Annotated in this window: 31 protein-coding genes; 1 reads left to right on the top strand and 30 read right to left on the bottom strand. The window is 41.5% G+C overall.

Features of this window, described 5'->3' with window-relative positions:
* Positions 1-2: 2 nt before the first annotated feature.
* From trpA to NSS92_RS03975, 25 genes are all read right to left on the bottom strand, one after another.
* On the bottom strand, positions 3-806 hold the full coding sequence (trpA, locus tag NSS92_RS04095) for a tryptophan synthase subunit alpha (protein WP_340866971.1): 804 nt from the start codon (positions 804-806) through the stop codon (positions 3-5).
* Positions 803-2,002: a tryptophan synthase subunit beta gene (gene trpB / locus NSS92_RS04090; RefSeq protein ID WP_267587433.1), complete on the bottom strand. Its 1,200-nt coding sequence runs from the start codon at positions 2,000-2,002 to the stop codon at positions 803-805. The genes trpA and trpB overlap by 4 nt, the downstream gene beginning before the upstream one ends.
* Positions 1,983-2,651 carry a phosphoribosylanthranilate isomerase gene (locus NSS92_RS04085; RefSeq protein WP_340866970.1) on the bottom strand — a complete coding sequence of 223 codons (669 nt, stop codon included), beginning with the start codon at positions 2,649-2,651 and terminating at the stop codon, positions 1,983-1,985. Before NSS92_RS04085 ends, trpB begins: the two co-directional genes overlap by 20 nt.
* Positions 2,648-3,400, bottom strand: a complete 753-nt coding sequence (gene trpC / locus NSS92_RS04080; protein WP_267587431.1) for an indole-3-glycerol phosphate synthase TrpC — start codon at positions 3,398-3,400, stop codon at positions 2,648-2,650. The genes NSS92_RS04085 and trpC overlap by 4 nt, the downstream gene beginning before the upstream one ends.
* Entirely contained in the window at positions 3,393-4,415 is a 1,023-nt protein-coding gene (gene trpD, locus NSS92_RS04075) for an anthranilate phosphoribosyltransferase (RefSeq protein ID WP_340866969.1), read from the bottom strand. Before trpD ends, trpC begins: the two co-directional genes overlap by 8 nt.
* Complete coding sequence (gene trpE, locus NSS92_RS04070) at positions 4,387-5,934, bottom strand: anthranilate synthase component I (protein ID WP_340866968.1); 1,548 nt, start codon at positions 5,932-5,934, stop codon at positions 4,387-4,389. Before trpE ends, trpD begins: the two co-directional genes overlap by 29 nt.
* A gap of 231 nt (positions 5,935-6,165) precedes the next feature.
* Positions 6,166-6,549: a chorismate mutase gene (gene aroH / locus NSS92_RS04065; RefSeq protein WP_024422804.1), complete on the bottom strand. Its 384-nt coding sequence runs from the start codon at positions 6,547-6,549 to the stop codon at positions 6,166-6,168.
* On the bottom strand, positions 6,546-7,637 hold the full coding sequence (gene aroB / locus NSS92_RS04060; protein WP_267587428.1) for a 3-dehydroquinate synthase: 1,092 nt from the start codon (positions 7,635-7,637) through the stop codon (positions 6,546-6,548). The genes aroH and aroB overlap by 4 nt, the downstream gene beginning before the upstream one ends.
* Positions 7,637-8,809, bottom strand: coding sequence for a chorismate synthase (gene aroC / locus NSS92_RS04055; RefSeq protein WP_024422806.1), 1,173 nt, complete (start codon positions 8,807-8,809; stop codon positions 7,637-7,639). The genes aroB and aroC overlap by 1 nt, the downstream gene beginning before the upstream one ends.
* A gap of 73 nt (positions 8,810-8,882) precedes the next feature.
* Complete coding sequence (locus NSS92_RS04050) at positions 8,883-9,662, bottom strand: CheR family methyltransferase (RefSeq protein WP_267587427.1); 780 nt, start codon at positions 9,660-9,662, stop codon at positions 8,883-8,885.
* A gap of 145 nt (positions 9,663-9,807) precedes the next feature.
* Entirely contained in the window at positions 9,808-10,254 is a 447-nt protein-coding gene (gene ndk, locus NSS92_RS04045; RefSeq protein ID WP_267587426.1) for a nucleoside-diphosphate kinase, read from the bottom strand.
* Positions 10,255-10,383: 129 nt separating this feature from the next.
* Positions 10,384-11,346, bottom strand: coding sequence for a heptaprenyl diphosphate synthase component II (gene hepT, locus NSS92_RS04040; RefSeq protein ID WP_048239331.1), 963 nt, complete (start codon positions 11,344-11,346; stop codon positions 10,384-10,386).
* Positions 11,347-11,370: 24 nt separating this feature from the next.
* Positions 11,371-12,075 carry a demethylmenaquinone methyltransferase gene (locus tag NSS92_RS04035; protein ID WP_340866967.1) on the bottom strand — a complete coding sequence of 235 codons (705 nt, stop codon included), beginning with the start codon at positions 12,073-12,075 and terminating at the stop codon, positions 11,371-11,373.
* Between the two features lie 3 nt (positions 12,076-12,078).
* Positions 12,079-12,846 (bottom strand): heptaprenyl diphosphate synthase component 1, encoded by a 768-nt coding sequence (locus NSS92_RS04030; protein ID WP_095408888.1) that lies wholly within the window; start codon positions 12,844-12,846, stop codon positions 12,079-12,081.
* Positions 12,847-12,960: 114 nt separating this feature from the next.
* Entirely contained in the window at positions 12,961-13,191 is a 231-nt protein-coding gene (mtrB, locus tag NSS92_RS04025) for a trp RNA-binding attenuation protein MtrB (protein WP_008344541.1), read from the bottom strand.
* Positions 13,192-13,215: 24 nt separating this feature from the next.
* Positions 13,216-13,785: a GTP cyclohydrolase I FolE gene (gene folE, locus NSS92_RS04020; RefSeq protein ID WP_003215789.1), complete on the bottom strand. Its 570-nt coding sequence runs from the start codon at positions 13,783-13,785 to the stop codon at positions 13,216-13,218.
* 190 nt (positions 13,786-13,975) lie between these two features.
* Positions 13,976-14,254, bottom strand: coding sequence for a non-specific DNA-binding protein Hbs (gene hbs, locus NSS92_RS04015; protein ID WP_003215863.1), 279 nt, complete (start codon positions 14,252-14,254; stop codon positions 13,976-13,978).
* Positions 14,255-14,627: 373 nt separating this feature from the next.
* Entirely contained in the window at positions 14,628-16,106 is a 1,479-nt protein-coding gene (gene spoIVA / locus NSS92_RS04010) for a stage IV sporulation protein A (RefSeq protein ID WP_008344534.1), read from the bottom strand.
* Positions 16,107-16,310: 204 nt separating this feature from the next.
* Complete coding sequence (locus NSS92_RS04005) at positions 16,311-17,036, bottom strand: hypothetical protein (RefSeq protein ID WP_267587424.1); 726 nt, start codon at positions 17,034-17,036, stop codon at positions 16,311-16,313.
* 18 nt (positions 17,037-17,054) lie between these two features.
* A complete protein-coding gene (locus tag NSS92_RS04000) occupies positions 17,055-17,258 on the bottom strand; it encodes a DUF2768 domain-containing protein (protein WP_034280421.1) in 204 nt (67 codons plus the stop codon).
* A gap of 266 nt (positions 17,259-17,524) precedes the next feature.
* A complete protein-coding gene (locus NSS92_RS03995; protein ID WP_340866965.1) occupies positions 17,525-18,562 on the bottom strand; it encodes an NAD(P)H-dependent glycerol-3-phosphate dehydrogenase in 1,038 nt (345 codons plus the stop codon).
* A 14-nt stretch (positions 18,563-18,576) separates the two neighbouring features.
* Positions 18,577-19,887: a ribosome biogenesis GTPase Der gene (gene der, locus NSS92_RS03990; RefSeq protein ID WP_060697190.1), complete on the bottom strand. Its 1,311-nt coding sequence runs from the start codon at positions 19,885-19,887 to the stop codon at positions 18,577-18,579.
* A gap of 159 nt (positions 19,888-20,046) precedes the next feature.
* Entirely contained in the window at positions 20,047-20,241 is a 195-nt protein-coding gene (locus tag NSS92_RS03985; RefSeq protein ID WP_008344527.1) for a capping complex subunit for YIEGIA, read from the bottom strand.
* 6 nt (positions 20,242-20,247) lie between these two features.
* Positions 20,248-21,132 carry a YIEGIA family protein gene (locus NSS92_RS03980; protein WP_340866964.1) on the bottom strand — a complete coding sequence of 295 codons (885 nt, stop codon included), beginning with the start codon at positions 21,130-21,132 and terminating at the stop codon, positions 20,248-20,250.
* Complete coding sequence (locus NSS92_RS03975) at positions 21,129-21,722, bottom strand: YphA family membrane protein (RefSeq protein ID WP_445661650.1); 594 nt, start codon at positions 21,720-21,722, stop codon at positions 21,129-21,131. Before NSS92_RS03975 ends, NSS92_RS03980 begins: the two co-directional genes overlap by 4 nt.
* Before the next feature lie 129 nt (positions 21,723-21,851).
* Between NSS92_RS03975 and NSS92_RS03970 the strand changes: the two genes are divergently transcribed.
* The gene (locus NSS92_RS03970) at positions 21,852-21,983 is read left to right on the top strand and encodes a YpzI family protein (protein WP_075611569.1); all 132 of its coding nucleotides are present in this window, start codon (positions 21,852-21,854) and stop codon (positions 21,981-21,983) included.
* Between the two features lie 17 nt (positions 21,984-22,000).
* Here NSS92_RS03970 and fni read toward each other — a convergent pair whose 3' ends face one another.
* The 5 genes from fni to NSS92_RS03945 all read right to left on the bottom strand — a co-directional run bounded on the left by fni (position 22,001) and on the right by NSS92_RS03945 (position 26,100).
* Complete coding sequence (gene fni / locus NSS92_RS03965) at positions 22,001-23,068, bottom strand: type 2 isopentenyl-diphosphate Delta-isomerase (RefSeq protein WP_340866961.1); 1,068 nt, start codon at positions 23,066-23,068, stop codon at positions 22,001-22,003.
* 14 nt (positions 23,069-23,082) lie between these two features.
* Positions 23,083-24,234: a 30S ribosomal protein S1 gene (gene rpsA, locus NSS92_RS03960; protein WP_340866960.1), complete on the bottom strand. Its 1,152-nt coding sequence runs from the start codon at positions 24,232-24,234 to the stop codon at positions 23,083-23,085.
* A gap of 223 nt (positions 24,235-24,457) precedes the next feature.
* Positions 24,458-25,135, bottom strand: a complete 678-nt coding sequence (cmk, locus tag NSS92_RS03955; protein ID WP_340866959.1) for a (d)CMP kinase — start codon at positions 25,133-25,135, stop codon at positions 24,458-24,460.
* Positions 25,136-25,206: 71 nt separating this feature from the next.
* Entirely contained in the window at positions 25,207-25,389 is a 183-nt protein-coding gene (locus tag NSS92_RS03950) for a DUF5359 family protein (protein WP_024422820.1), read from the bottom strand.
* A 63-nt stretch (positions 25,390-25,452) separates the two neighbouring features.
* Positions 25,453-26,100: a flagellar brake protein gene (locus NSS92_RS03945; RefSeq protein WP_340866958.1), complete on the bottom strand. Its 648-nt coding sequence runs from the start codon at positions 26,098-26,100 to the stop codon at positions 25,453-25,455.
* Positions 26,101-26,133: the final 33 nt, after the last annotated feature.

The following is a 26,133-nucleotide window of genomic DNA, read 5'->3' as shown; positions in this document are numbered from 1 at the left end:
CCTCATTTGAATGAATAGAGGGGACTAAATGTTTTTGCATATGTTTCAAATTCTCTTAAAGCCTCTTGACGTGTATCACTTGCTAGCAATTGTTCTTGAAGCTCTTCAATTTTTTTCACAAGTGCACTGCCTACAACGACACCGTCACTCAGTTTATTCATTGAGTCTACCTGCTCTCTTGTTGAGATGCCAAAACCGACCGCAACCGGTATGTGACTCAGCTGTTTCACTTGTTGAATAAAATCTGTAATTGACGCGTCAAAGGATTGTCTGACACCTGTTACACCAAGAGATGAAACACAATACACAAAACCTTCTGCCTGCTCTACAATGTTTACTAATCGTTCCTTGCTTGTTGGTGCAACGAGTGAAATATATGAAATGCCATGTGTTTGACAGTTCTTTTGCAGCTCGCTGCTCTCTTCAAACGGCAAGTCGGGTGTTAAGAGTCCCGAAATATGATTTTTGCGCAGTAAAGCGAAAAAGTATTCTGTGTCTAATTGTAACACAGGATTATAATACGTAAATAGAATTACAGGAATTTTTACACCGTTTTTTTTCATCTTTCCTGCTAATTCTATCGCTTTTACGATATTCATGCCATGATTTAGAGCTCTTTTGGAGGCTCTTTGGATGACAGGACCGTCCGCTAGTGGATCGGAATAAGGAACACCTAGTTCAATCGCATGTGCACCGGCTGCTTGAAGGGAGACAGCTAAATCAATCGTGATGTCTTCTGATGGATCTCCTGCTGTGATAAATGGGATAAATAATTTCTCTCCTTGCTCTAATTGAAATGTGGTCATTTTGTTTTTCCCTCACTTTCAAGCACGTTCATTAATGTATGCACATCCTTATCGCCTCTTCCTGACAGGCAGACAAGGACGATTTCATCTTCATTCATCGTCTTGCTTACCTCAAACGCCTTGGCTAGCGCATGTGCAGTTTCAATTGCTGGCAGGATTCCTTCTTTTTCAGTCAGCAGCTTTAGGGCATCTAGTGCTTCTTGATCTGTCGCACTCACATATTGAACCCGTCCGCTCGCATGTAAATATGCGTGCTCTGGTCCAATTCCCGGATAATCTAAACCAGCGGAAATAGAATATGGCTCAATAATTTGGCCAAATTCGTCTTGGATTAAATAGGTCAAAGACCCGTGAATCACTCCTTTTGTTCCTTTCGTGATGGTTGCAGCATGGAGCGGAGTATCGATTCCCTTTCCAGCGGCCTCTACACCAATGATTTCTACCTCTTCATCTAAAAACGCCCGGTACATTCCAATGGCATTACTCCCGCCGCCGACACAGGCAATGACTTTATGAGGAAGCCTGCCTTCTTTTTCAAGCAGCTGCTCTTTTGCTTCATCACCAATCATCCGCTGGAACTCGCTGACGATTTGAGGATACGGATGAGGGCCTACGACGGAGCCGATCATATAAAAGTGATCACTGCAGTGCTGGACCCAATAGCGGATGGCTTCGTTAGTAGCATCTTTTAATGTGCCATTCCCGCTTGTGACAGGTATGACTTCAGCGCCGAGCAGTTTCATTCGAAAGACATTGAGTGATTGTCTTTCCACATCTTCTTTTCCCATAAATACCGTGCAGGATAGCCCGAACTTTGCGGCCACCGTTGCAGCAGCTACTCCGTGCTGACCTGCGCCTGTTTCCGCGATGATGTTTGATTTCCCCATTTTTTTCGCAAGCAGGGCCTGCCCAAGCGCATTGTTAATTTTATGAGCACCTGTGTGATTTAAATCTTCTCTTTTTAAATAGATCTTTGCGCCGCCGAGGTATGCTGATAATTGGTCAGCATATGTAAGCGCAGTTGGTCTGCCTGAATAGTTTCGAAGTAGTGATACATATTCTGCTTGAAAAGCAGGGTCTTCTTTTAATTCACGAAATGCTTGTTCGATTTCTGCAAGTGGCTGCATGAGCGTTTCCGGGACAAATTTCCCTCCGAATTCTCCGTATCTGCCAATCTCATTTGGATATGCGTACATCATTTAACATCCTTTCTTCGAGCGCTTCGATCTTAGCGCTGCTTTTCTTCCCGTTTTCTTCTATTCCGCTTGAAAGATCGATCGCTTCTGGACCATAGGCAAGGAGCTCTGCTATCTTTTCTGATGTAATACCGCCTGCAATTGCGCAAGTTTTCTCCAGCCGTTTTGCATGCTGAACGTATGCAGGCACCGCCTCCCAAGCAAAAGCTGTTCCAGAGCCGCCTCTCATTCCTTTTACTTTCGCATCAATGAGGAAGCCATCGACAACAGGCGCAAATGCCGTCATTTTTTCGAGCGTGCTTGTGATATTGGGCTCGTGGTGGAACACTTTCCAAACGACAACCCCTGTTTGTTGTTTAATTTCTTTTGCGTCATCCTGCGTTTCATCTCCATGAAGCTGTACGATATCTAAAGGAATATGTTTTGTGATATCACACACTTTTTGAATCTTTTCATTTACAAATACACCGGCAATCTTTTTCTCACACTTTGTTTGAATGAGCCATTGTTTCACTTGATCTGGCTGGACTTGTCTTTTACTTGGAGCAAAAATAAATCCAATGGCATTTGCGTTAGACTGCGCAATACATTCCACATCTTCTTGAGATACTGCTCCGCAATATTTTAAATAAGGCTTCATCCTGTTCATTCTCCAAACAATGTCTGAACGGCTTTTTCTTGTGATTGTTCTCTCATTAATGATTCTCCAACAAGAACTGCACCCGCTCCATGTTTCTTCACAAAGGTTAGATCATCGAATGTTTGAATACCGCTCTCACTCACTAGTAAGACATCGCTTGGAACGAGTGGTGCGATCTCTTTTGTTTGTTCAACTGTTGTTGTAAATGTATTTAAATTCCGGTTGTTCACTCCAATGATTTCAGGAGTGAACAACTTTAAAATATTTTCGAGTGTATCTGCTGCATGTACTTCGACAAGGACATCAAGGCCTTTCTCTTTTGCTTCAGCATAGAGCTCGTGCAGCTTTTGCGGCTCAAGTACTTCTCCAATTAATAAAATGGCATCTGCTCCTATACGTCTTGACTCTTCTACCTGTATGGAGTCAATGATGAAATCTTTTCTTAAAATCGGACGATCGATTTGTTTTTTAATGAGGGACAGGTATTCGTTTTTCCCTTGAAAGAACGGTTCATCTGTTAAAACAGATAAGCAATCAGCGTTTGATTTTTCGTAAGCTTTTGCTGTTTGTAAAGGATCAAAATTCGGTTGAATGATTCCTTTGGAAGGAGACGCTTTTTTCACCTCAGCAATTAGACCAATTGAGCGATGAGGATTCATGAGTGCTTCTTTAAATGATCGTCTTTCAAAGTGTCCATCCTCTGGTAACTGCAATGTTTGGATATGTTCTTTTTTGCGGGCAATGATTTGATTAAGCATAGATCTCTTCCTCCTTCGTTTTTTGTTTTAAACGAGCCAATTGTTCTTTGGCTGCACCATTTTTAATTGTTTCAAACGCTTTTAATGTTCCTGCCATGAGGCTTTCTGACTTCCCTGCGACATATAAAGCCGCTCCAGCGTTCAGGGCTGTAATATGAAGCGGCGCCCCTTCTGTTTGATGATTCAATATATTCTGAATCAATTTGGCGCTCTCTTCCGGTGATTGGACCTGAATGTCTGATAAATGTCCTTTTTGCAGCCCAAAGTCTTCTGGATTGAGTGTATATTCTGTCATGACATCTTTTTTGAGTTCAATCACATATGAATTTGCAGTAATCGTTAATTCATCCAGCCCATCTTCTCCGCAAACAAATATCACATGTTCTGGCTCTAACGGCGCAAGAGCTTTTGCCATTAATTTCGCCTTTTCCTTTGAGTAAACACCAATGATTTGCTTTTTGGCTTGCATTGGGTGGCAAAGCGGGCCTAATAGATTAAATACTGTCCGGAAGCCGAGCTGCTTGCGGACTGCGGCTACTTGTTTCATAGATGAATGGTACAAGGGGGCAAATAAAAAGCCCATGTTTTTCTCTTGTATTTGTCTTCTTGTTTCTTCTGGTGTGGATTGAATGTGAACCCCAAGACACTCTAGTACATCGGCACTCCCGCTTTTAGAAGAAACTGATCGATTTCCGTGTTTGGCGATTTTGGCTCCAGCAGCGGACGCGACAATGGCGGCAGCAGTTGATATATTAAAGGTGGAGAGTCCATCGCCTCCTGTGCCGCAAGTATCAACAACATCAAGCGATTGTTCCATTGGTTCTGCATTTTGCCGCATGGCTTTCACGAAGCCTGTCATTTCTTCAGCGGTTTCTCCTCTATGCGCTAAAATCGAGAGACTTGCAGCGACTTCAGTATCTGTTAAAGAGCCGCTCATCATATCATGCATGAGTTTATTTGCTTCATTTTCTGATAGAAAGCCTCCATTAACAAGAGCTGATAGTCGGTGATTCATCCTGCACACTCTCCTTTTCCGAGAAAATATGTTCCGCAAGCTGAATGGCTTTCAGAAGTGCTCCTGCCTTGTTACAAGTTTCTTCCCATTCATTTTCCGGAACAGAATCAGCCACAATGCCGGCGCCTGCTTGTATAGAAGCGGTCTGATTTTTGACGCTCATCGTACGAATGGTAATACAGGAGTCGATATTGCCGTCGAATCCAATATAGGCAATACAGCCGCCATACGTTTCCCTTGGCTCAGGCTCCATTTCATTTAGTAATTGCATCGCTCTTATTTTGGGTGCACCTGTTAATGTACCTGCTGGGAAAGCGGACATGAGCGCATCGACTGGATGTGTATCCTGCTTTAACTTTCCTGTCACAATGGAAATGATGTGCATAACATGTGAAAAATTCACTACTTTTGTAAAGGTTGGTACGGACACACTGCCGTATTCTGCCACACGGCCTACATCATTTCTGGCAAGATCCACTAACATGTAATGCTCCGCTTTTTCCTTTTCATCTTCAAGCAGCTCTCTTGCTAGCTCAGCATCCTCTTCTCTTGTTCTTCCTCGTTTTCTTGTGCCTGCAATAGGATGGATTTCTAGGTGCCCGTTTTTGGCATGAATTAATCGTTCTGGCGAGCTTCCGACTAAATCACGATCTTTTAATTTCATAAAATACATATATGGAGATGGATTTACAATCCGAAGCACGCGGTATAACTCAAATGAACTCACTGACACAGGGATATCAAATCGCTGTGAGAGTACGCCTTGGAAAATGTCACCCGCCCGAATGTACTCTTTGATTTTTTCTACATCATTTAAAAATTGCGTTTTTTCATAGGTTGACGTCACATGTTCAAAGGACGGCGGCTCATTCAAATTCCCTGATAAAATCAGTTCTTTCATATCAACCTTTGAATGGAGCTTGTGAATCATCTGTTCAAGCTGCTTTTGATTTTCTTTGTAAGCGCGTATTTTTTCGTCTTCTGTTTCATGTCCGGTTAGCTGGGTGTACTGGATAAAATGAACATGATTTGTTTCATGATCAAAAGCAATCATCGTTTGGCAGACAAATAATGTGCAATTTTCTGTCGTCGATGCGCTGCGGTGAGGCTTGACAGAAGGTTCAATGGTTGGGATCAGATCGTAGCTTAAGTATCCAACAGCCCCGCCTGTAAATGGGATATCAATATCTGGCGTTTTGATTTGATATTGATCTTTCATCCAATCTAGCAGTTCTTTCAGCTCTTGCTTTTGCATGACTTCCTGCCCCGCAGCGTCACGTGCAATGTATTTATTTTGGTCATCATGTAAGGTTAAAAACGGGTGCAATCCAATGAAGGAATATCTCGACCAGCTGGAAGACTCATCTTTGCTTTCTAGCAAATACACAATATCTTGTTTGAGTTTTTCAACAATTTGAATCGGTGAGAGCGTATCGACTGTAATGGTTTCAACAATTGGGATCGTTTTGTGGGACTCACTGTCCTTTAAAAATTGGGTCAGGTTTGATTGGGAATTCATAAGCACACTCCTTAAATGGGATTAAGGAGAATGAGGGGACATATAGAGGGTTTGTATGAGTATACGAAATAAGCCTAAAAGAGGGTTGCTCTTTTAGGCAGTATGATTAAATAGAAGTATCGTATCTCTGCTCAACTCTACTCATCTCAACTACCCTAGTCTCATTCTCATCTTCTCTAAGCTTGCAATGCCGTTTACACCTGTGTGTAAACTTCGGCTGTTCATATCGTATTATAATTCCTTGTTTTTTGTCAACTGTAAATCAGGGCGAAGCGTCACAGCTTCTTCCAAGTACACATGCTGTATGTCTTCCTGCTTTGTATCTGTCTGGACAGTCATTAAGACACGAATACATTGCTTTAAACCGCCATCAATGTCCAGTTCCTGCATACATGTAACAGGTACATATGTCCATCCTTCAAACTGACGAAGTGCTTTTGCCGGAAAAACGGAGTGAATATCTTGTGTAGCTGAAATCAAGATCTGCACGACACGTTCTGGATCTACTTGGTTTCTTGAAATAATCGCTTCTAACAGCTGTTTCGTTTTGTTTAGCACTTCTGTTTCTGTATCTTCTATCACAGTTGTAGCCCCACGTATCCCGCGAAACATCATAGACATCCCTCCTCCCGTTTCCATTCTTCGAGCCAGTAGTGCAGCTCATCTTTTGTGAAAGACTGTAAGGTGACGTCTCCAACCTGTTTTAATAAAACAAATTGAACACTGCCGCCTCTTGCTTTTTTATCTCCAATCATCCGGTCAACAAATGTTTTCGTGGAAATATCTTGTGTGACTTGTACCGGGAACCCAAGCTCTTTCATCCACTCTTTTAGTTCCATACGATTGAAGCTGAGTCCTAGCTGCTTTTCACTCACATACAGCGCAAACTGCATGCCGATTGCAATGGCATCTCCGTGCGTGATGGCGCCGTATCCGTACTCTGCTTCAATGGCATGCCCGAGTGTATGGCCTAAATTTAAAAATGCACGCACGCCTTGTTCTTTTTCATCTTCTTGAACAATTGACGCTTTGACTTGAATGCCTTGATACAGCATATGTGCCAGCTCGCTCTTTGATAAATCCGGCAAAGAACGAATGGTCATCAGTTCTGATAAAAAGTCTTCACTTGAAATCAGTGCATGTTTGATGACTTCTGCAAAGCCTGATCTTCGTTCAATTTGAGATAGAGTCTCAAGCATACTAGTATCATAGATCACAGCTTTCGGCTGATGAAACGCACCGATTAAATTTTTACCGAGCGGATGGTTGATCCCTGTTTTCCCGCCAACTGCACTATCATGTGCCAGCAGCGTCGTCGGAACTTGGATAAAGTCAATGCCTCTCATATAAGTGGCAGCAGCAAAGCCAGCCAAATCTCCAATCACGCCGCCTCCCAGCGCAATGATGCATGAGGAACGATCAAGCTGAAATTGAATGGCTTTTGTATGAATATGCTCAAATTCGGCAAAGGATTTTGACTGCTCTCCGCTTGGCACAACCACTTTGTTCACAGGCCACTTCTGCTGAAGTAAGCGAACCATCTCATCACCATAAATGGCATCAACAGCTGCATCTGTGACGATTAAGAGCTTCGTATAGGAATGCCCAGTGGAAGTTATCAAGTCGACGATATTGCTTTTAATCCCATCACCGATAAATACAGGATAAGTGGCGGAAGACGTCTTAACTTCCAGTGTTTTCATTAAAATTCCCTCTGAAGCTGGCGCATTTTTTCAACATTTTCTTTAATGCGGTCGATTTGGTCAAGGCCAAACTGCTCCACAACTGCATTGGCAATTTCCCATGCCACGACTGCTTCTGCGACAACACTTGCGGCAGGAACAGCACAGCTGTCAGAGCGTTCAATACTTGCAGAGAAAGGTTCTTTTGTTTCAATGTCAACGCTTTGAAGCGGCTTATAAAGCGTTGGAATTGGCTTCATAACCCCTCTTACGACAATTGGCATACCCGTTGACATTCCGCCTTCAAGACCGCCTAGGCGATTTGTTTTTCTCGTATAGCCCTTTTCTTCATCCCAGATGATTTCATCATGGACCTCACTGCCATTTTTAGAGGCTGCCTCAAAGCCAATACCGAATTCAACCCCTTTAAAAGCGTTGATACTAAGTACAGCGCCAGCAAGCTTGCTGTCCAATTTACGGTCATAGTGAACATAGCTTCCGACTCCAACTGGCATTCCTTCAACGATGACTTCAACAATTCCGCCAATTGAATCACCGTTTTTCTTCGCTTCATCAATTGCATCCATCATTTTCTGACCTGCTTCACTGTCATAGCAGCGAACAGGTGATTCTTCTGTTACCTTTTGCAAATCTTCAATAGACTCATATGCTGTATGAGCTGCTTTCACTCCGCCAATTTCAAGAACGTGGCCAGCTACTTTAATCCCTAGATGCGCCAAGATTTGTTTGGCAACTGCGCCCGCTGCTACACGAACAGTTGTCTCGCGGGCTGATGAACGCTCTAAAACGTTTCTCATATCACGGTGTCCATATTTAATCGCACCATTTAAATCCGCATGTCCTGGTCTTGGACGAGAGATTTGACGCTTCATTTCGCTTTCTTCTTCTTCTGTAATCGGCTCTGCCCCCATCACCTTTGTCCAGTGCTTCCAGTCGTTATTTTCAACAACAAGTGCAATTGGAGAACCTAATGTTCTCCCGTGGCGAACACCACTTAACACTTTCGCCTGGTCTTTTTCAATCTGCATTCTTCTTCCGCGGCCATGACCTTTTTGTCTTCTAGCCAATTCATAATTGATGTCATCCTGCTCTATGTAAAGCCCCGCTGGAACTCCTTCAATAATTGTGGTCAATTGTGGACCATGTGATTCACCTGCTGTTAAGTACCTCATGACTTAATCTCCCTTCATCGCATTAACGCTTTTAAGTAAAAATATAATAACACACTTGCTACTAAAAAGTCAGCTACATACCCTTCTTTTGATAAAAGAAAGTATCAGCAGATGTCAGTCCAAACTTTTCTGGGTGAAAAATTTGCTCTGTAGAACCAACAAATAATACGCCATTTTGTTTTAAACTGCTGCTCATTTTCAAGTAAATTTCTTCTTTTGCCTCTTCAGTAAAGTAAATCAGTACATTTCGGCAGACGATGAGGTCAAGCTGTTTTTCATATGGATCTGCTAAAAGGTTGTGTTTCTTAAATTGAATATGCTTTCGAACCTCATCCTTCACAGTGTAAAATGAAGCATCTTCTTTTGTGAAATATTTTTGCTTGATATGATCTGGTACCTCTTGCAGAGAGCGTTCATGATATCTGCCTTTTTGAGCTGACTGTAGAACTTTATCATCAATGTCAGTTGCAATAATTTGGAAGTCTTTCACAAGAGGATGACTTGACAGCAGCATGGAGAGTGTATATGGCTCTTCTCCTGTCGAACATGCTGCACTCCAAATCTTTAAGGTGCCGCCATTTTTCAAAAGCAGCGGCAGGATTTTTTGATCAAGTACTTCCCAGCGCTGATAGTTTCGGTAAAATTCTGACACATTAATCGTCATACGGTCCATCGTCTCATCTAATAGTGCTCTGTCCTGTTCAAGCGCGGCCGCGAATGCCTCAAAATCTCTATATCCTTTTTTATCATAAAGTGATGTTAATCTTCGTTTCATTTGTGCTTCTTTATATAAATTCAGATCTACCCCGGTTAGTTTTTTCCATTTTCCAACAAATACTTGATACTGATCCATCAATGTCCTCTCCTGTCTCATCTATCTTTGTCCTAGTATAGCTGTTTTTATCGAAAATTTGTATCTTCTCATGCGAAATTTCGTGTAGAAAGTTCAATATAAAAAAAGCCAAAGTGCTCATTGGATGAACACCTTGGCTTGAACCTTAATAAATCCAGCTTGAGATGGTTTGCTCCCAGCTTGTGAGTTCTTCTTGTTTGAAGAATAAGTTAATTTCTCTTTCAGCACTTTCTGGTGAGTCTGACCCATGGATAATGTTTTTCCCAACAGTCAATCCATAGTCTCCTCTTATTGTGCCCGGAAGCGCTTCCTTTGGATTTGTTTTGCCGATAATCTGTCTTGTTACGTCTACTACCTGTTCGCCTTGCCATACCATTGCAAATACAGGTCCTGACGTAATAAAGTCAACCAATTCCCCGAAAAATGGTTTTTCTTTATGCTCTCCGTAATGTGTTTCTGCTACTTCCTTTGGAATACTCATTAGTTTTGCACCAACAAGCTGAAGCCCCTTTTTTTCGAATCTTGACACAATGTCACCGATTAATTGTCTTTCCACACCATCAGGTTTGACCATAAGAAATGTTTTGTCCATATACGTTTTCCACCCCGTCGTTATGTATGTATAGGCTTACATTGTTACAAAGTGATCGTATCATTTTTTTTTATAATAATCAATTTTTGACAAAAAATTTCACAAAAAAACCAATCAACGTAACGTTGATTAGAATTTTCGTTTCCCAATATATTTTGCAATGGAGGCAAGTGATGTTCTCGCTCGTCCTCGAGGAAGTTTGTCGAGCTGTTCAAAAGCTTTTTTCAAATACATTTCACTCACTCGAATCGAGCGGTCGATCGCATCTGTTTGTTTGAGGCTTTCAATAACAGGCTTCAGCTGCTTCTCCGTCGTCTCACTATTGATCAGTTTCAATTGACCTTCTAGTGTCGGATTTTTCAGTGCGTATAAGACTGGGAGTGTGACATTCCCTTGTAAAAGGTCTCCTCCAACAGGCTTGCCCAGTTCTTCTTCAGTTGATGTGAAATCAAGGACATCATCAATGATCTGATAAGACATGCCGACATAGTACCCAAACCAATAGAGGGCTTTATGTGTTTTTTCATCTGTACCCGCTGCAATGGCGCCTAATTGGCAGCTTCCTGCAATTAGCAAGGCTGTTTTTCGTTTGATTCTTCTTAAATATGTACGCAGATTCTGTTCCATATTATATTTATCTTTCACTTGCTCTATTTCACCAAGACAGAGCTCAACGACCATTTTTGACAAAATTTCATGTGCCATTGGGTGGTTAATTTTTGTCATGTATTCAAGTGATCTTGCAAACATATAATCCCCTGTGTACATGGCAATTCTGTTATCCCATTTTGCCTTAATCGTTGGTTTGCCTCTTCTCAGCTCTGCATCATCAATGACATCATCGTGAACGAGTGATGCCATATGAATCAGCTCGAGGGCAACGGCAACATATTTAATTTTATTAATGTCATAGTCACCAAACATGCCTGAAAGGAGAACAAAAACGGGGCGGATTCGTTTTCCGCCCGCTTGCAGCAAATGAAGACCTGCTTCACTTAATAATGCATAATCAGAGCGAACTGTTTGTTCAAGCTCTTTTTCAATTATATCGATATCTTGATTTAAAAAAGAGATCATTGCTTTTAGTTTCATTATCTTCACCCAAATATCGTTTATTCAAAGCTTCTTTCCGATATGTGTTGCTGCTACACCGCCTGTAAATGGATGATACGAGACATCAGACAACCCGGCCTCTTCGAACAGAGCGGCCAGCTCTTTCATGCCAGGGAACGTTTTGGCTGATTCTTGAAGCCATGAATACTCCTGATAGCTTTTGGCAAACAGTTTACCAAAGAGCGGCATAATGTATTTGAAATAGATATAGTAGCCTTGCTTAAAGCCGATCATCTCAGGCTGTGATGTCTCAAGACAGACAACCAACCCGCCAGGCTTCACTACTCTTGTCATTTCCTTTAGCACCGTTAAATAATCAGGGACGTTTCTAAGTCCAAAACCGATGGTGACATAATCAAATGAGTTATCTTCAAAAGGAAGCTCCATTGCATTGCCGTGAAGCAATTCAATCTGATTGTAGCCCCCAGCCTTCACCTTCGTTTCTCCAACACTCAGCATGTTTTTACTGAAATCAAGGCCTTTGACCTCGCCTTTCTCTCCAACAGCATCTGCGAGCGCAATTGTCCAATCGGCTGTTCCGCAGCATACATCTAATGCTTTAGTGCCTTTTTGCACATTCATGAGCTTCATTGTTTTATCGCGCCATTTTTTATGCTGTTTAAAGCTGATGACAGAGTTCATTTGATCATAGTTTTTATAAATTTTTTCAAATACACCGTGTACTCGCTGTTCTTTTGATTGCTGCATGACTTACCCTTCTTCCACTTTCTGATGGTACGCAGGCTCATTTTTCATATGATCCAAGCGATTTAATAGCTCTTTTTGAACGACCGGAGATGAAACAAGATGCTCCTTGATCGGCCGTTTGGCCTTTTCATAGCCTTCATTCTCAAAGTTGTCAAAACACGAATAGGCGTCCGTATAACTATCGTTCAAAAAAAGTTTTAAATGTTTGTCATCTTCTGCTTGTTTCATGAAACGCTTATAAACAAGGAAACGACTTGCAATCTCATTCCAATGCGTTAATTGAAAATGCTCAGAAATCCTTTGAAATAGTGCAGATTCAACTGTAGCTACACTTTTGTAAAAGTGCGCTGCATCTTGAATGGACCGGTCATACAGTCTAATCTTATGTTCATTGATTTCTTTGATCGCCGTAGCGAGCGTGCGGATCATATAGATATCTTTCATGTCAGAGAGAAGAGAATAATAGAGACCGCTGAAATAGTCTCCTGCTAGGATGGTCAGCTGACGATTTTTGAATTCGTCTTGCTTGATGGCTGCAGCAGTTGTGACTTCGTCATGGGTATCAAGGGCAATTTGCACAAGCATCGCCGTTAAAATATAATTTTCTTTTTTCTCTGCATCAATTTGAGCTTCATCAAACATTGCATGAAAAAGAAGGAGCTTGTCTTCATCGATGAGTGGAGCGCGTAAATGCTTCGCCAAATAAGGATGAGAAAGCTTTTTATTTAATTTTATATTTAGATTAGATAAAATTCCGTAGATGTCTTGCAAAGATATCACCCTTGTCCCAAAAATTACAGTTTATATGTAGCCCTGCACATTGTATAGAGATTTATTATACCATATCAGCTCTCACTTTTATGCTATCAAGTGCATACAAGTTCTTTATTTCTTTGCTTCGCTTTGAATTTCGCCGAAGCTTGTTTGAATGACAGCGTCGCCTCTTACTTTGATCGCTGACGTATGCTCAGTAAATTGTGCAATGATCACTTCACCTTTATCGAGCTTCTCGGAATGGTGAAATCTTGTATCAGAGCCTCTTGTTAGGCCGATGACATTTACACCATTATCAATGGCTTTAATCACCACAAAATCAGATGCTTTATTTTCACTCATTTTGTTCACCTTCCATCTATTGAATTAGTCGTTTTTAATAAAGGAAAGCACTTCTGCTCTTGCGGCTGCATCATTTGCAAATGTGCCGCGGACTGCTGAGGTCACTGTTTTAGCGCCTGGCTTTTTCACTCCGCGCATCGTCATGCACATATGCTCTGCTTCAACGACAATCATCACGCCATGCGGATTAAGTGTTTCCACCATACTATCTGCAATGGTTGAAGTAATGCGTTCCTGAAGCTGCGGGCGTTTTGCCACGGCTTCGACAGCTCTTGCCAGCTTACTAAGTCCTGTTACTTTTCCGCCGCGCGGAATATAAGCGACGTGGGCTTTCCCGTAGAAAGGCACGAGGTGGTGTTCACACATTGAATGGAAAGCAATATCTTTTACAAGGACGAGTTCTTCGTGGTCTTCGCCAAAAATGGTTTTAAAATGTTCTTTTGGATCTTCATTTAATCCCGAGAACACTTCTTCATACATTTTTGCTACTCGTTTTGGGGTATCAAGAAGTCCTTCACGATCCGGATCTTCTCCGATTGCTTTTAATATATCGCGTACCGCGTGTTCGATTAATTCTTTATTTATTTCACTCATGTATTATATCCTCCAAAGGCGATTACATTTCATTCAGATTCTAGCACACTTCAGATCCTAAAAGCAAAGGAGAGCGTTCTAAACGAACCTTTTGATTCAAAAGGAAAAGCCCCTTATGAAAGGGGCTTTTCTAGACCAGTGTGAAACTGTATATGTATAACTCCTTCAACAGGATCATTACACATAACGATTATTTACCTGCCACCGCGTCTTTAAGTGCTTTACCTGGTTTGAAAGCAGGTACTTTGCTTGCAGGGATTTCGATCTCTGCACCAGTTTGTGGGTTACGTCCTTTACGAGCTGAACGCTCACGTACTTCAAAGTTACCAAAACCAATAAGTTGGATTTTGTCACCATTTTTAAGTGCATCTAAAATTGTATCAAAAACAGAATCAACTGCTTTTGTCGCGTCTTTTTTAGATAACTCGCTTGCTTCAGCAACCGCGTTAATAAGTTCTGTCTTGTTCATGCCTTTCACCTCCTCCCAAAAATATGCATTCAGTAGATTGTTATCATTTCTTCACAATTCATCTTCTTTCTATACCCTTTTTCAGAAAAAAAGAGCGTCTAGAAAGCGTTATACATGGCTTTTCATTAGAAAACATCTCTTTGAAGGAATGTTTGTCCAACAAAGTGAAGATTTTCTGTAAGTAGATTAACACATATGAAATACCATATCAAGCATTTTAAAGGGAAGAAGCCTTATTCGTCAAGGATTAAGGGCACTTTTGCGAACGAACATTCCTAATTTCAGCCTGAATCTGACTAATCTTTATACAATTGTCTTTTTATGACTTATTCTATACGCAAAAAAAGACCCCATCAATGAGAGGTCTCACTTGCTATAAAATAATCGCAATCAAACCGCCTGATCCTTCGTTGATGATTCTTTCAAGTGTTTCCTTCAGCTTATATCTTGCGTTTTCCGGCATGAGAGACAGCTTTGCTTGAATGCCTTCTCTGACAAGGGAGCTGAGGGAGCGGCCAAATATATCTGAATTCCAGATGGAAAGCGGATCATCTTCAAAGTCTTGCATTAAGTAGCGGACGAGCTCTTCACTTTGTTTTTCTGTTCCGATAATCGGTGCAAATTCGCTCTCTACATCTACTTTGATCATGTGAATAGATGGAGCTACCGCTTTTAATCTGACGCCGAATCTTGATCCCTGCCTAATGATTTCTGGCTCATCTAAACTCATATCGGACAACGCTGGCGCTGCAATCCCGTAACCAGTCTGCTTCACCATTTTTAATGCGTCTGATACTTGATCATATTCTGTCTTAGCATGAGCAAAATCTTGCATGAGCTCTAGTAGATGGTCTTTTCCTCTAATTTCTACACCAACAACTTCTTTTAAAATATGGTCATATAGATCATCTGGCGCATACAGGTCAATCTCCGCAATCCCCTGACCCATTTCAATTCCTGCTAAACCCGCTCTTTCGATAAAATCAAATTCACTGAATTGACCAACGACACGGTCGACATCTCTTAATCTTTTAATATCCTTTACGGTTTCCTTCACTGAGTCTTGATAACTTTCTCTCAGCCAGTGATCTTCTTTCAACACCATCACCCAGCTTGGCAGGTTCACATTCACCTCTAGAACTGGGAATTCATATAATGCTTCACGAAGAACACTGAGTACGTCTTGTTCTCTCATACTTTCTACGCTCATGGCGAGTACTGGAATATCATACTTTTGGCTAAGTTCCTGCCGCAGCGCTTCTGTTTCAGGATGATATGGCCTCACAGAGTTGATGACCATAATAAACGGCTTTCCAACCTCTTTGAGTTCGTCAATCACACGTTCTTCAGATTCAATATAATCATGTCTTGGGATTTCTCCAATAGATCCATCTGTTGTAATCACAACACCTATTGTTGAATGCTCTTGAATGACCTTGCGTGTACCAATTTCCGCTGCTTCATGGAACGGAATTGGCTCTTCATACCACGGCGTATTGATCATTCTAGGGCCATTTTCATCTTCATACCCGCGCGCACCAGGGACAGTGTATCCCACACAATCGACAAGCCTGATGTTGACATCAAGACCGTCACTCACGTGAATAGATGCTGCTTGATTCGGTACAAATTTTGGCTCTGTGGTCATAATGGTTTTTCCTGCTGCGCTTTGCGGCAATTCATCCTGTGCTCTTGCACGATCTGCCTCATTATTGATATTCGGGAGCACCACGAGCTCCATAAACTTTTTAATAAACGTAGATTTCCCTGTACGAACAGCGCCAACGACTCCTAAATATATATCGCCTCCTGTTCGTTCAGCGATATCCTTGAAAATATCGACTTTTTCCAAGTGATCCCCTCCCGGACTTGCTATCCTCGTTTTCAAATGAAATACTCTATACTTCAATCAAACTGTGCTTGAAAGGTGTCTGGACAATATATGTGTATGACGTTGTCCTATTTGAATATGACACCTTTTTGTTTTGAGAGTATGTTTAGCCATAAAAAAACCTTTCTCCTCATTTATATGCAGAGGAAAAAGGTTCATTCTTGTTTATGACGTCTTTTTTTCTAAAAAGGCAGGCTCACCTTTTTTGTTGATGGTATATGGGACAGAAAACGCGGGTACAAACGGGGTTTCCTGCCAATATACATCTTGAATATTTTCACCTGGTTTCAGCTTTTGCTTCGTATTCTTCAAAATATGAGCAAAATCACTGCGGTAGTCCACATAGATGTCGCCGTTTGATGAAATCAGTAATGGGAGGGAGTTCCCTGTCACAGGACTCATGACTGCAGGAGGCGATTTTAATCCTAGTTTTTTTTCATTTAACGTATATAAATTGGCTGATACGACTTTGCCGTATGGCGGATATGTATGTTCATCTTGATACATCTTGATCCTAAGGCGTAATTCATTAATGGTCTGCGTCATTTTGACATCGAGCAGTTTCACAGTTGGTTTCTTTTCGACGTCTGTGAGGACATAAATATATTCGCCCCCGCCTTCATAAGATGTAGACGGTACATCGTGTAAATATCTTGGTGACAAGCGCTTAAAGTCGATGACATATTTCTGATAAACCGGCGTGTCTGCTTCTTTGGTTTCTATAGGCAGAAGACCATTTGTTGCTTTTTGAAATTCCTCAATCGCTGTCTGTACACTTTGCAGCTGCTCTTCGTATGGCACACGGTTTTCAGCTTTGCGATTTTCTGGATACAGACATCCTGTTAATAAAATAAGTGCTAACAGCGTGACACTGACTTTTGCTTTGATCATCACATTCTTCCTTTTTCTTTATTCATTGACCGGTCCGCTAAAGACAACTAAAAACACAATGATACCTGATATAAGCATCAAGCTGTATGCGACGGTTGAGGCCGTTATTTTAAGAAATTTGCTTTTCAGCTTAAACCTGCTGAAATAAATGGTTACTACGGCTAAAAACATGAGCCCCATTGAACCAAGCGCAAACCACATCTTGATTAAAGCAAAACTCATCGTGCCTGTCCCCCTTCAAAACGAACGAATTGTAAGCGTTTATATTTCATTCTAAACCAAAAATAAGGTAAATATCAATCATTTTTCCAATCATTCAGAAAAAAGCGCATAAAAAAACTGAAGCAAAGAGGGGGACTCTGCTTCAGTCATTGGATCGACTATTTTCCTCATTCTGTAGAGGCAAAGCTCTATTCAAACTTCATTGCTATGTTATGCAAGTCTTCCCCTTCTTGCATCCTCTACATGCCTAAGTTCAGTCTTTCCTTTTATTTTGTTTGATTTTCAAACATGTTCACAAGGTCTTCCATCTCATGTGTTTTCACACGTGCCATTAATGATTCTACAGCATCGTCAACCTTTTTCCCTTCAAACAGGACGCCGTAAAGAGCCTCTGTAATCGGCATGCTGACCTTGTATTCTTTGGAGAGCTGATAAGCGCCTTTTGTTGTGCGGACGCCTTCGACAACCATCCCCATTTTTTCAAGCACTTCTTCGAGCTTATATCCTTTACCGAGTAAATTCCCGCAGCGCCAGTTACGCGAATGAACACTTGTACATGTCACAATCAAATCGCCAACGCCTGTTAATCCGGCAAATGTAAGGGGATTCCCTCCCATTTTTGTGCCAAGACGTGCAATTTCAGCGAGTCCTCTAGTGATAAGCGCCGCTTTTGCATTGTCTCCATATCCAAGTCCGTCTGTGATCCCAGCGGCTAGAGCAATGATATTTTTCAATGCGCCGCCAATTTCCACCCCAATCACATCAGGGTTTGTGTATACTCTAAAATGATTGTTCATGAACAAATCTTGAACAAATTGAGCTGCTTCAATATTTTCTGACGAGACAGTGACAGTTGTCGGATGACGCAGACCTACTTCTTCTGCATGACTCGGCCCTGATAGGACAACGACAGCCTCTCTTTTCTCAGAAGGGACTTCTTGTTCAATCATTTGAGAAATTCTAAGAAGTGTATCTGGTTCAATTCCCTTACTGACATGAACAAACGGCACCTTCGATGAGATCAGCTCATTTGCTTGCTTCAATACCTCACGAATGGCCTTTGTTGGTACAGCGACAATAATCGCCTCTGCCCCTTTTAAAGCCTGCTTCATATCAGTTGTCGCCTGAATAGACGCTGGCAGTTCGACATTTGGCAAGTAATCATGATTTTCATGTTTCTTATTGATTTGATCAATGAGTTCTTGTCTATGTCCCCACATGTGTACATCATGATGATTATCAGCTAATACAAGCGCAAGAGCTGTTCCCCAGCTGCCTGCTCCAAGTACTGAAATTTTCTTCATCCTGCTCACCCTTTTTATTTTCTCGCTCTCGCAAATATTTTAATCGGTGTTCCTTCAAAACCAAATGCATCTCGAATGCGGTTTTCTAGGAAACGCTCATAAGAAAAGTGCATAAGCTCTGGATCGTTTACAAACACAACGAAGGACGGAGGCTTAATGGCCACCTGTGTTGCATAGTAAATTTTCAAGCGCTGTCCGTTATGAGTCGGCGTTGGATTCATCGCCACCGCATCCATAATAATATCGTTCAAAATATTGGTTTGAACGCGCATTGCATGGTTTTCACTCGCTGTGATAATAGACGGCATTAATGTATGAATTCTCTTCTTCGTAAGAGCAGACATAAACAAGACAGGTGCATAATCAAGGAATTGAAAATGCTCGCGGATGTTTTGCTCAAATTCCTTCATCGTACGCTCATCTTTTTCAACAGCATCCCATTTGTTCACAATGATCACGACGGCTTTACCAGCTTCGTGTGCATAGCCCGCAATTCGTTTATCCTGCTCAATAATGCCTTCCTCGCCATCAAGTACAACAGCAACAACATCAGAACGATCAATGGCTTTTAATGCACGAAGCACACTGTATTTCTCTGTTGTTTCATATACTTTTCCTTTTTTCCTCATACCTGCTGTATCAACAATGACAAAGTCACGCTGATTGTACGTAAACATCGTATCGACAGCATCTCTTGTTGTACCGGCGATGTTGCTGACAATGACGCGGTCTTCTCCCAGCATAGCATTCACCAAAGAGGATTTCCCAACATTTGGGCGGCCAATTAAGCAGAACTGAACAACTTCTTCAGCATATTGCGTATCCGGTAAGTTCTTAAAGTGTTCTGCCACTGCATCAAGCAGATCACCAAGACCTAATCCGTGCGTTCCTGAAATCGGATACGGCTCGCCAAATCCGAGTGCATAAAAGTCATACACGTCGCTTCTCATTTCAGGGTTGTCCAGTTTATTGACAGCAAGTACAACTGGCTTTTTCGTGCGATATAAAATTTTTGCGACTTCTTCATCCGCAGATGTCACGCCATCTCGGCCATTTACCATAAAGATAATGACATCCGCTTCGTCCATTGCGATTTCTGCCTGATGGCGAATTTGCGCCAAGAATGGCTCATCTCCAATATCAATTCCACCAGTATCTATTAAATTAAAGTCATAATTTAACCATTCAGCAGAGCTATAGATTCGATCTCTTGTTACACCAGGTGTGTCTTCTACAATCGATATTCTTTCGCCTGCGATTCGATTAAAAATTGTAGATTTTCCAACGTTGGGCCTTCCAACAATGGCTACGACAGGTTTACCCATAGTACCCTTCCTTTCAATCCAGCCGCGATTCAATATGTTCATCATCATGTTTCAACCGGGATTTAAAATTTTCATTCAGTTTTATGAAATAAACCCTTCAAACATGAAGGGTTCAACTTATATATTATATCAATTTTTAATCAGACCACAATGAATAACTTAAAAATGTTTGACAATCAAGTAAAGATCTTCTCCAATGCCGTGTGCAATTCCGTCTAAAATGGCCTCTAAATTCATGGCATACATGTCGAGCTCTTCTTTATTTTCACAGAAAAAAACCGCTGTTCCGCCAATAACCCGCTCTTTATTTGTTGTTGCCACAGCCAATATAAATTGTTCAATGGTGTTCGCCATGCCTTATTACCTCACTTTCTTTTTAATGAAATCTGTCGGCATTCTAATGGCATTTTCTAAAATAGGCACCTCTTCTAATACACGGACAGCTAAATCTTCACGGTGCCATTGCGGTAAAATGAACACACCAAGTGTGCCGTTATTCAGATCACGTTTTGCGAGCGGACAGAGCGATGGTTCACCAGAATCGCGGTACACGCCAAGCACGTTTGATAAATCAAATAAAATCGCTTGCCGCTGTCCAAGATTGGCAATCGTTGTAGCAGAGTTGAAATTTTTCGGTGTCAAAATAAAGCCCATCCCATGTTCTAAAATGAGTTTTTGCTTTTCAGGCAGCCCGATATTCATAATGTATATATCATTCACATAAAGCCCTGCCCCATCAAAGCGAAGCTCCCCTTTTTGAATGCTGACGATATCCTTTAATTGACTGCCTGACATTAAAAGCTTTGCCATGAAAAAACAAAGAATACCGACCACTGTTCCAACAACAAGTGAGAAGAAAATACAGGCTGTCGTTGTAATGAGTGCAGTGAGAATCGCAATATAATTTCGACTTTCAAAGGCAATGGCAATGCCTTCTATATATGTACTGCCTCGTGAGACAAGCTCATACGAATCCATTTGGGTTAACGTATTTCTTTCCATATTTCGGACATCTCGAAATTGCGTGGCTGCCAAAGTGAGAAAAGTAATCGCCGTAAATTCCTCCTGAATCAGTGCAGGCATAATGATCGCACCTAAGCCTGACGCAATAAAACCAAGCGCAATGTGAATCACTTGTCCATGAATATACGTAGGATATTGCCGGTAATCTGTTCTTAACATGTAAAGTCTGGCCACCATCCCAAAGATGACACCAATAATCACAGGAAACGTATAGTCTGTCATGTTGATTTTGCAGCCCCTTTTACTGATTTTCTTGATGAACGGGCGTTCAAGAGCTTTTCAAGCTGATCGACACCTAATAGGAAGACCGCTCCTTGAACAACGAAGGAAAGAAAAGAGAGATCCCCTATGACAATAGATGATGTGAGGCGGTGAATCGTCAGCGCATAAAGGGCTTCGCCGAGGCATACTGACATCATCCATAGGGTGATTCGTTCCGCTAACGGCTGCCCATATGTCATGCACATTAAGATCAGCAGGGAAAATACGACCCAATCCACCTTTATTATCGTGAACCAAACGGGGTCATATAATGCAAACATCATAAAAAAGGCATACGCGTTCACCATTGAGCCCAATTGCATGATTCTCATGATTCGATAACTAGACTTGAATATGACGAAAGCGGCACATGCATATAAAAAAGTCATCAAGAATCCCGCATTGATGCTTATATCTAAAACGGATATCATGACATGACTGAATATAATATGGACAAGTACACAAATGCCCAGCACGCTGCGCCACAAACTTTTTTCCATGATAAATGTCACCATAATCCAAACGAACCATATAGACCAATAATAGTACAAAGCCTCCAACGCCTCATCACCTCAATTACATTATGGGAAAATCTCCAATTTTTAAACATACGGATCCGTTACCCGCTTTGCATGAAATAAACAAGAGGTGACACCCTAATGATTGAGGAGGGATGCATGATGGGAAAAGATAGACAGGAAAAGCGTTTAAAGGCGTCAAAAAGAGTGGAATCTGACCGTGATCAATCCATTCATCATAAGGGAGCAACAACATTAGAAGGTCCAGAAAGCGCTCGAAAAAGAAATCAATAAAAAAAGGCATGTGATGATCACATGCCTCTCTTACTAGATCTTACACTATAGTACGTTGTGTCGACGCCTCTTTCTTTGAGCCAATGACTTGTTTCCCCTGAAATCACAACTTGAGCTTGTCTCAATTCTTCAATCGTCTTCACGCCAAGCACTGTCATCATCATCTTTATATCTTCTTGAAGATCCATGATATCAGCGATGAGGCCGCTTTCTCCTCCACTGGTCAGTGATTTCAAGAAAAATCCAGCAAGACCAGCAGCAGATGCGCCAAGAGCGATTGATTTGGTTACATCAAGAGCATCTTGAATACCTCCTGAGGCTAAAATCGTTTGATTCTGAAAGGCTGTATGTACTTCAGCAAGACTCGCTGCAGTCGGAATTCCCCATTGATCAAAATAACGAAGTGCTTTTTGGCGGCGGAGATTTTCAATTTTAGAAAAGTTCGTTCCACCAAATCCGCCTACATCAACAGCTGCAACCCCAGCATGAAATAACTTTCTTGCCGTTTCCTTGCTCATGCCAAATCCGACTTCTTTCACGACAACAGGCACACCAACTGATTCAGCGATAGCTGTAATCCGCTCAAGCGCTCCCCTGAAATCGCGATCCCCTTCAGGCATGACAATCTCTTGGATGACATTCAGGTGAATCTGGAGCATATTTGCCTCGAGCATGTCGACTGCTTCCTGAGCTTGCTTCATTGTCGCTTCACTGCCTAAATTTGCAAATACAATTCCATCCGGATTCACTTTGCGAACGACTTCATATGTTCGTCTTTCTTCTTTATCTTTCAGTGCAGCCATTTGTGATCCAACTGCTACTGGGATATTGGTCTCCTTCGCTGCGATCGATAAAGTGCGGTTGATCTCATAGGTGGATTCTCCGCCCCCGCCAGTCATTGCATTGATAAAAATTGGCGAACCGAAAGTCAGTCCGCCAATTGTCGTATGTGTATCAATTTGTGATGTCGCAAGATCTGGTAAACTGGCGTGAACGAAGGAAACATCATCTAAACCTGTTGCTGCATGCTGGCCAGTGGACAACGCATGCTCAATATGCTGCTTCTTTCTTTCTGCTCGCGTCAATTTTGATCACCAAATTATTTTAGTTTATTGAGTTTATCGCCGATCAGGTCTCCAAGCTGGAATCCGCTTGTGTTTTCTTCTTTCGCCTGATATTGACGATAATCCTCTTCGATTTGTTTTTCAGGATTTTCTTCTAAATCACGGATGCTTAGTGAAATGCGCTCTTCGTCTTCATTCACATCAAGCACTTTCACTTTCACAGTCTGCCCTTCTTCAAGAACTTCTTGCGGTGTGCCGATATGTTTATGAGAGATTTGGGAAATATGCACAAGCCCTTCTACACCTGGCAGAATTTCAACAAATGCACCAAAGCTCACAAGACGTTGAACGGTTCCTTCAAGCACATCACCTTGTTTTACCTTTTCACCAATTTGGCTCCAAGGTCCTGGTAATGTTTCTTTAATAGATAGTGAGATACGTTCGTTATCACGATCTACAGCAAGTACTTTGACCTTGACTTCCTGTCCTTCTTCTACTACGTCAGATGGCTTTTCAACATGCGCATGGGATAGTTGAGAAATGTGAACTAATCCATCAATGCCGCCAATGTCAACAAATGCACCAAAATCAGTAAGCCGCTGCACTTTACCATCAATCACACTGCCTACTTCAAGCTTTTGCAGGAAGTCTTGCTTTTTGTCTAATTGCTCTTGCTCAACGACTGCACGGTGCGAAAGAATCACGCGATTTTTTTCGCGGTCAAGTTCTACCACGACAAGTGAGAGTGTTTTCCCTTTGTAATCTGTGAAGTCTTCTACATAGTGTGCTTCCACAAGAGATGCAGGAATAAATCCGCGCACACCAATGTCAACGACAAGACCACCTTTTACAACGTCTTTTACTTCAGCTTCAAATACTTCTTTTGTTTCAAACTTTTTCTCTAGGTCTTCCCAAGCGCGGTCTGCATCAACAGCACGTTTCGATAAAATCAAAGCATCGTCTTCGACCTTTGTTACTTTAAGCTCTAATTTGTCGCCATCTTTCACGACATCTGATGCTTTTTCAACGTGAAGACTTGATAATTCACTGATTGGGATGATACCAGGTTGTTTCACATTGACGATATCTACATTGACATGCTTGTCCTCAACTTTAGAAACAATCCCTTTCACTACATCTCCAACCTCTGGTACCTGAACATCGATTTGATTCATTTCCTCTGTCATTTCGATAACCTCCTTGGTCCAAACCTACACAGCTTAGTTAAAACGACTGGTCGAATATGTGTCTTAAGCATGATGATTGCCAGCCGAATATGTATTATAGAAACATTCAAATCAACATAATTGCTTGAATGATCAATAAAAATAGTATTAGTATAAACTTCTAATAAAAGACCTTGTTTGTCAAGAGATAAACCTCTAACTTATAAAAGTTTTCTAAAATTTCTTACTGTTTCTCCACACGGTCTGCTGCATCTAAAATTTCCCCTGCCACCTCTTGAATAGAAAGGGAAGTTGTGTCAATTTCAATGGCGTCATCCGCTTTCTTTAAAGGTGAAACTTCGCGCTCAGAATCAAGCTTATCGCGTCTTGCAATCTCTTCGATCAGCTGATCATAATTGACATCGTAGCCTTTTTTCTGATTCTCTTCAAAGCGGCGTTTTGCTCTTTCTTCTACTGATGCAAGCAAGAAAATTTTCACTTCGGCATCTGGAAGTACGTGAGTGCCTATATCTCTTCCATCCATAACGACGCCGCCTCGTTTGCCAAGCTCTTGCTGCCTGCGGACCATTTCTTCCCGAACAGCTCTATGCTTTGCAACAACCGATACTTGGTTGCTTACGCGGTCTGTGCGAATATCCTCTGTGACATCCGTATTGTCTAGATGGACTTTTTGACCCTCGTCTGTAGTTACTAGTTCAATGACTGTTTTTTTCAGTAATGAATCAAGTGCCTGTTCGTCTTCAAGATCTACACCTTGATTGAGTGCCGCAAGTGTAATTGCGCGGTACATAGCGCCTGTATCAATATAAATATATGATTTTTTTGCTGCGACAATTTTTGCCACAGTGCTTTTTCCTGCTGCTGCAGGACCGTCAATTGCGATAGATAATTTCTTTTTCATAATACCTCTCCTTGATTGAATCTCCCTTATGAATTGTAACACGATCACCGCTCAAACGGGGGAATTTTCTATCAATCCTTCTGCTTAAACGTCTCAATCCATTCTTCAATGCTCATGTTATTCACACCCTCATACTGCACGACTTTTGACAAAAAGAGCTCTCCTTTCGTCAAATGAAGTGTGATCTGAACAGTTAGCAATAAAACAAGCTGAATGAGCACCACTTTCAATAACCATCTTTCCATTGTCTTCATACAAAAAGCCTCCACGCTAGATTCTTTCCTATCTAGTATGGAAGCTTTTTACACCCTTTATTCTTATGCTTTTTTCACACGTGTTAAAAGCTGCTGCTGGAAGCAGTATTTCATGATGTGCTGCTGTTGATCATTTGTGATCTCAGAAAACTCCATGATCGCTTTTGTTTTGCCAGACTGTTCATCTTGATATACTCGATTCATCTCTGCAACCGCTTTTATTTTCACAGGCTCTTTCAGGGGAAGTTCAAACTCTGTGACCACTTCTCCATATTCTTTCAATGACACGCCCTCAGGAACTGCAATCGCCACGCCGCCAGCACTCATATTCACAATAAACGTTTCAAAAGCCTCTTCATCCGTTTGCATGATGGTGGCTTTGACCATCGTATCCACTCTCAGGTATTCTCTTCGCTGAAGCCGGATCATTTCTTCTTTTGGCGGAATGGAAATAACAATCATCGGAATATCTTCTTTTCTTTTTCCGATGACTTCGCTTGTACATTTGTATGGAATTTGGTTTTCGTCAAAAAAGAAAACGGTGATTTCTGTCTGCTGGTTTAAGTAGATGGTACGTCCCGTTTCTTTATCAGCTGGATAATTAATGCAAATATCATCGTTATTATTTTCCAAAACCTTCGATTTTGCTGTTTTCACTTCTTTGTTCTCATTGACATATTCAATTGTGATTGCATCCCCTATTTGTAACATTCCTCATCACTCTTTTCATCTGTGAAATCGTAT

It is taken from the genome of Bacillus sp. FSL M8-0166 (genome assembly GCF_038008825.1).
Classification (GTDB): domain Bacteria; phylum Bacillota; class Bacilli; order Bacillales; family Bacillaceae; genus Bacillus; species Bacillus safensis.
This window is presented reverse-complemented; position numbering and strand designations above follow the sequence as displayed.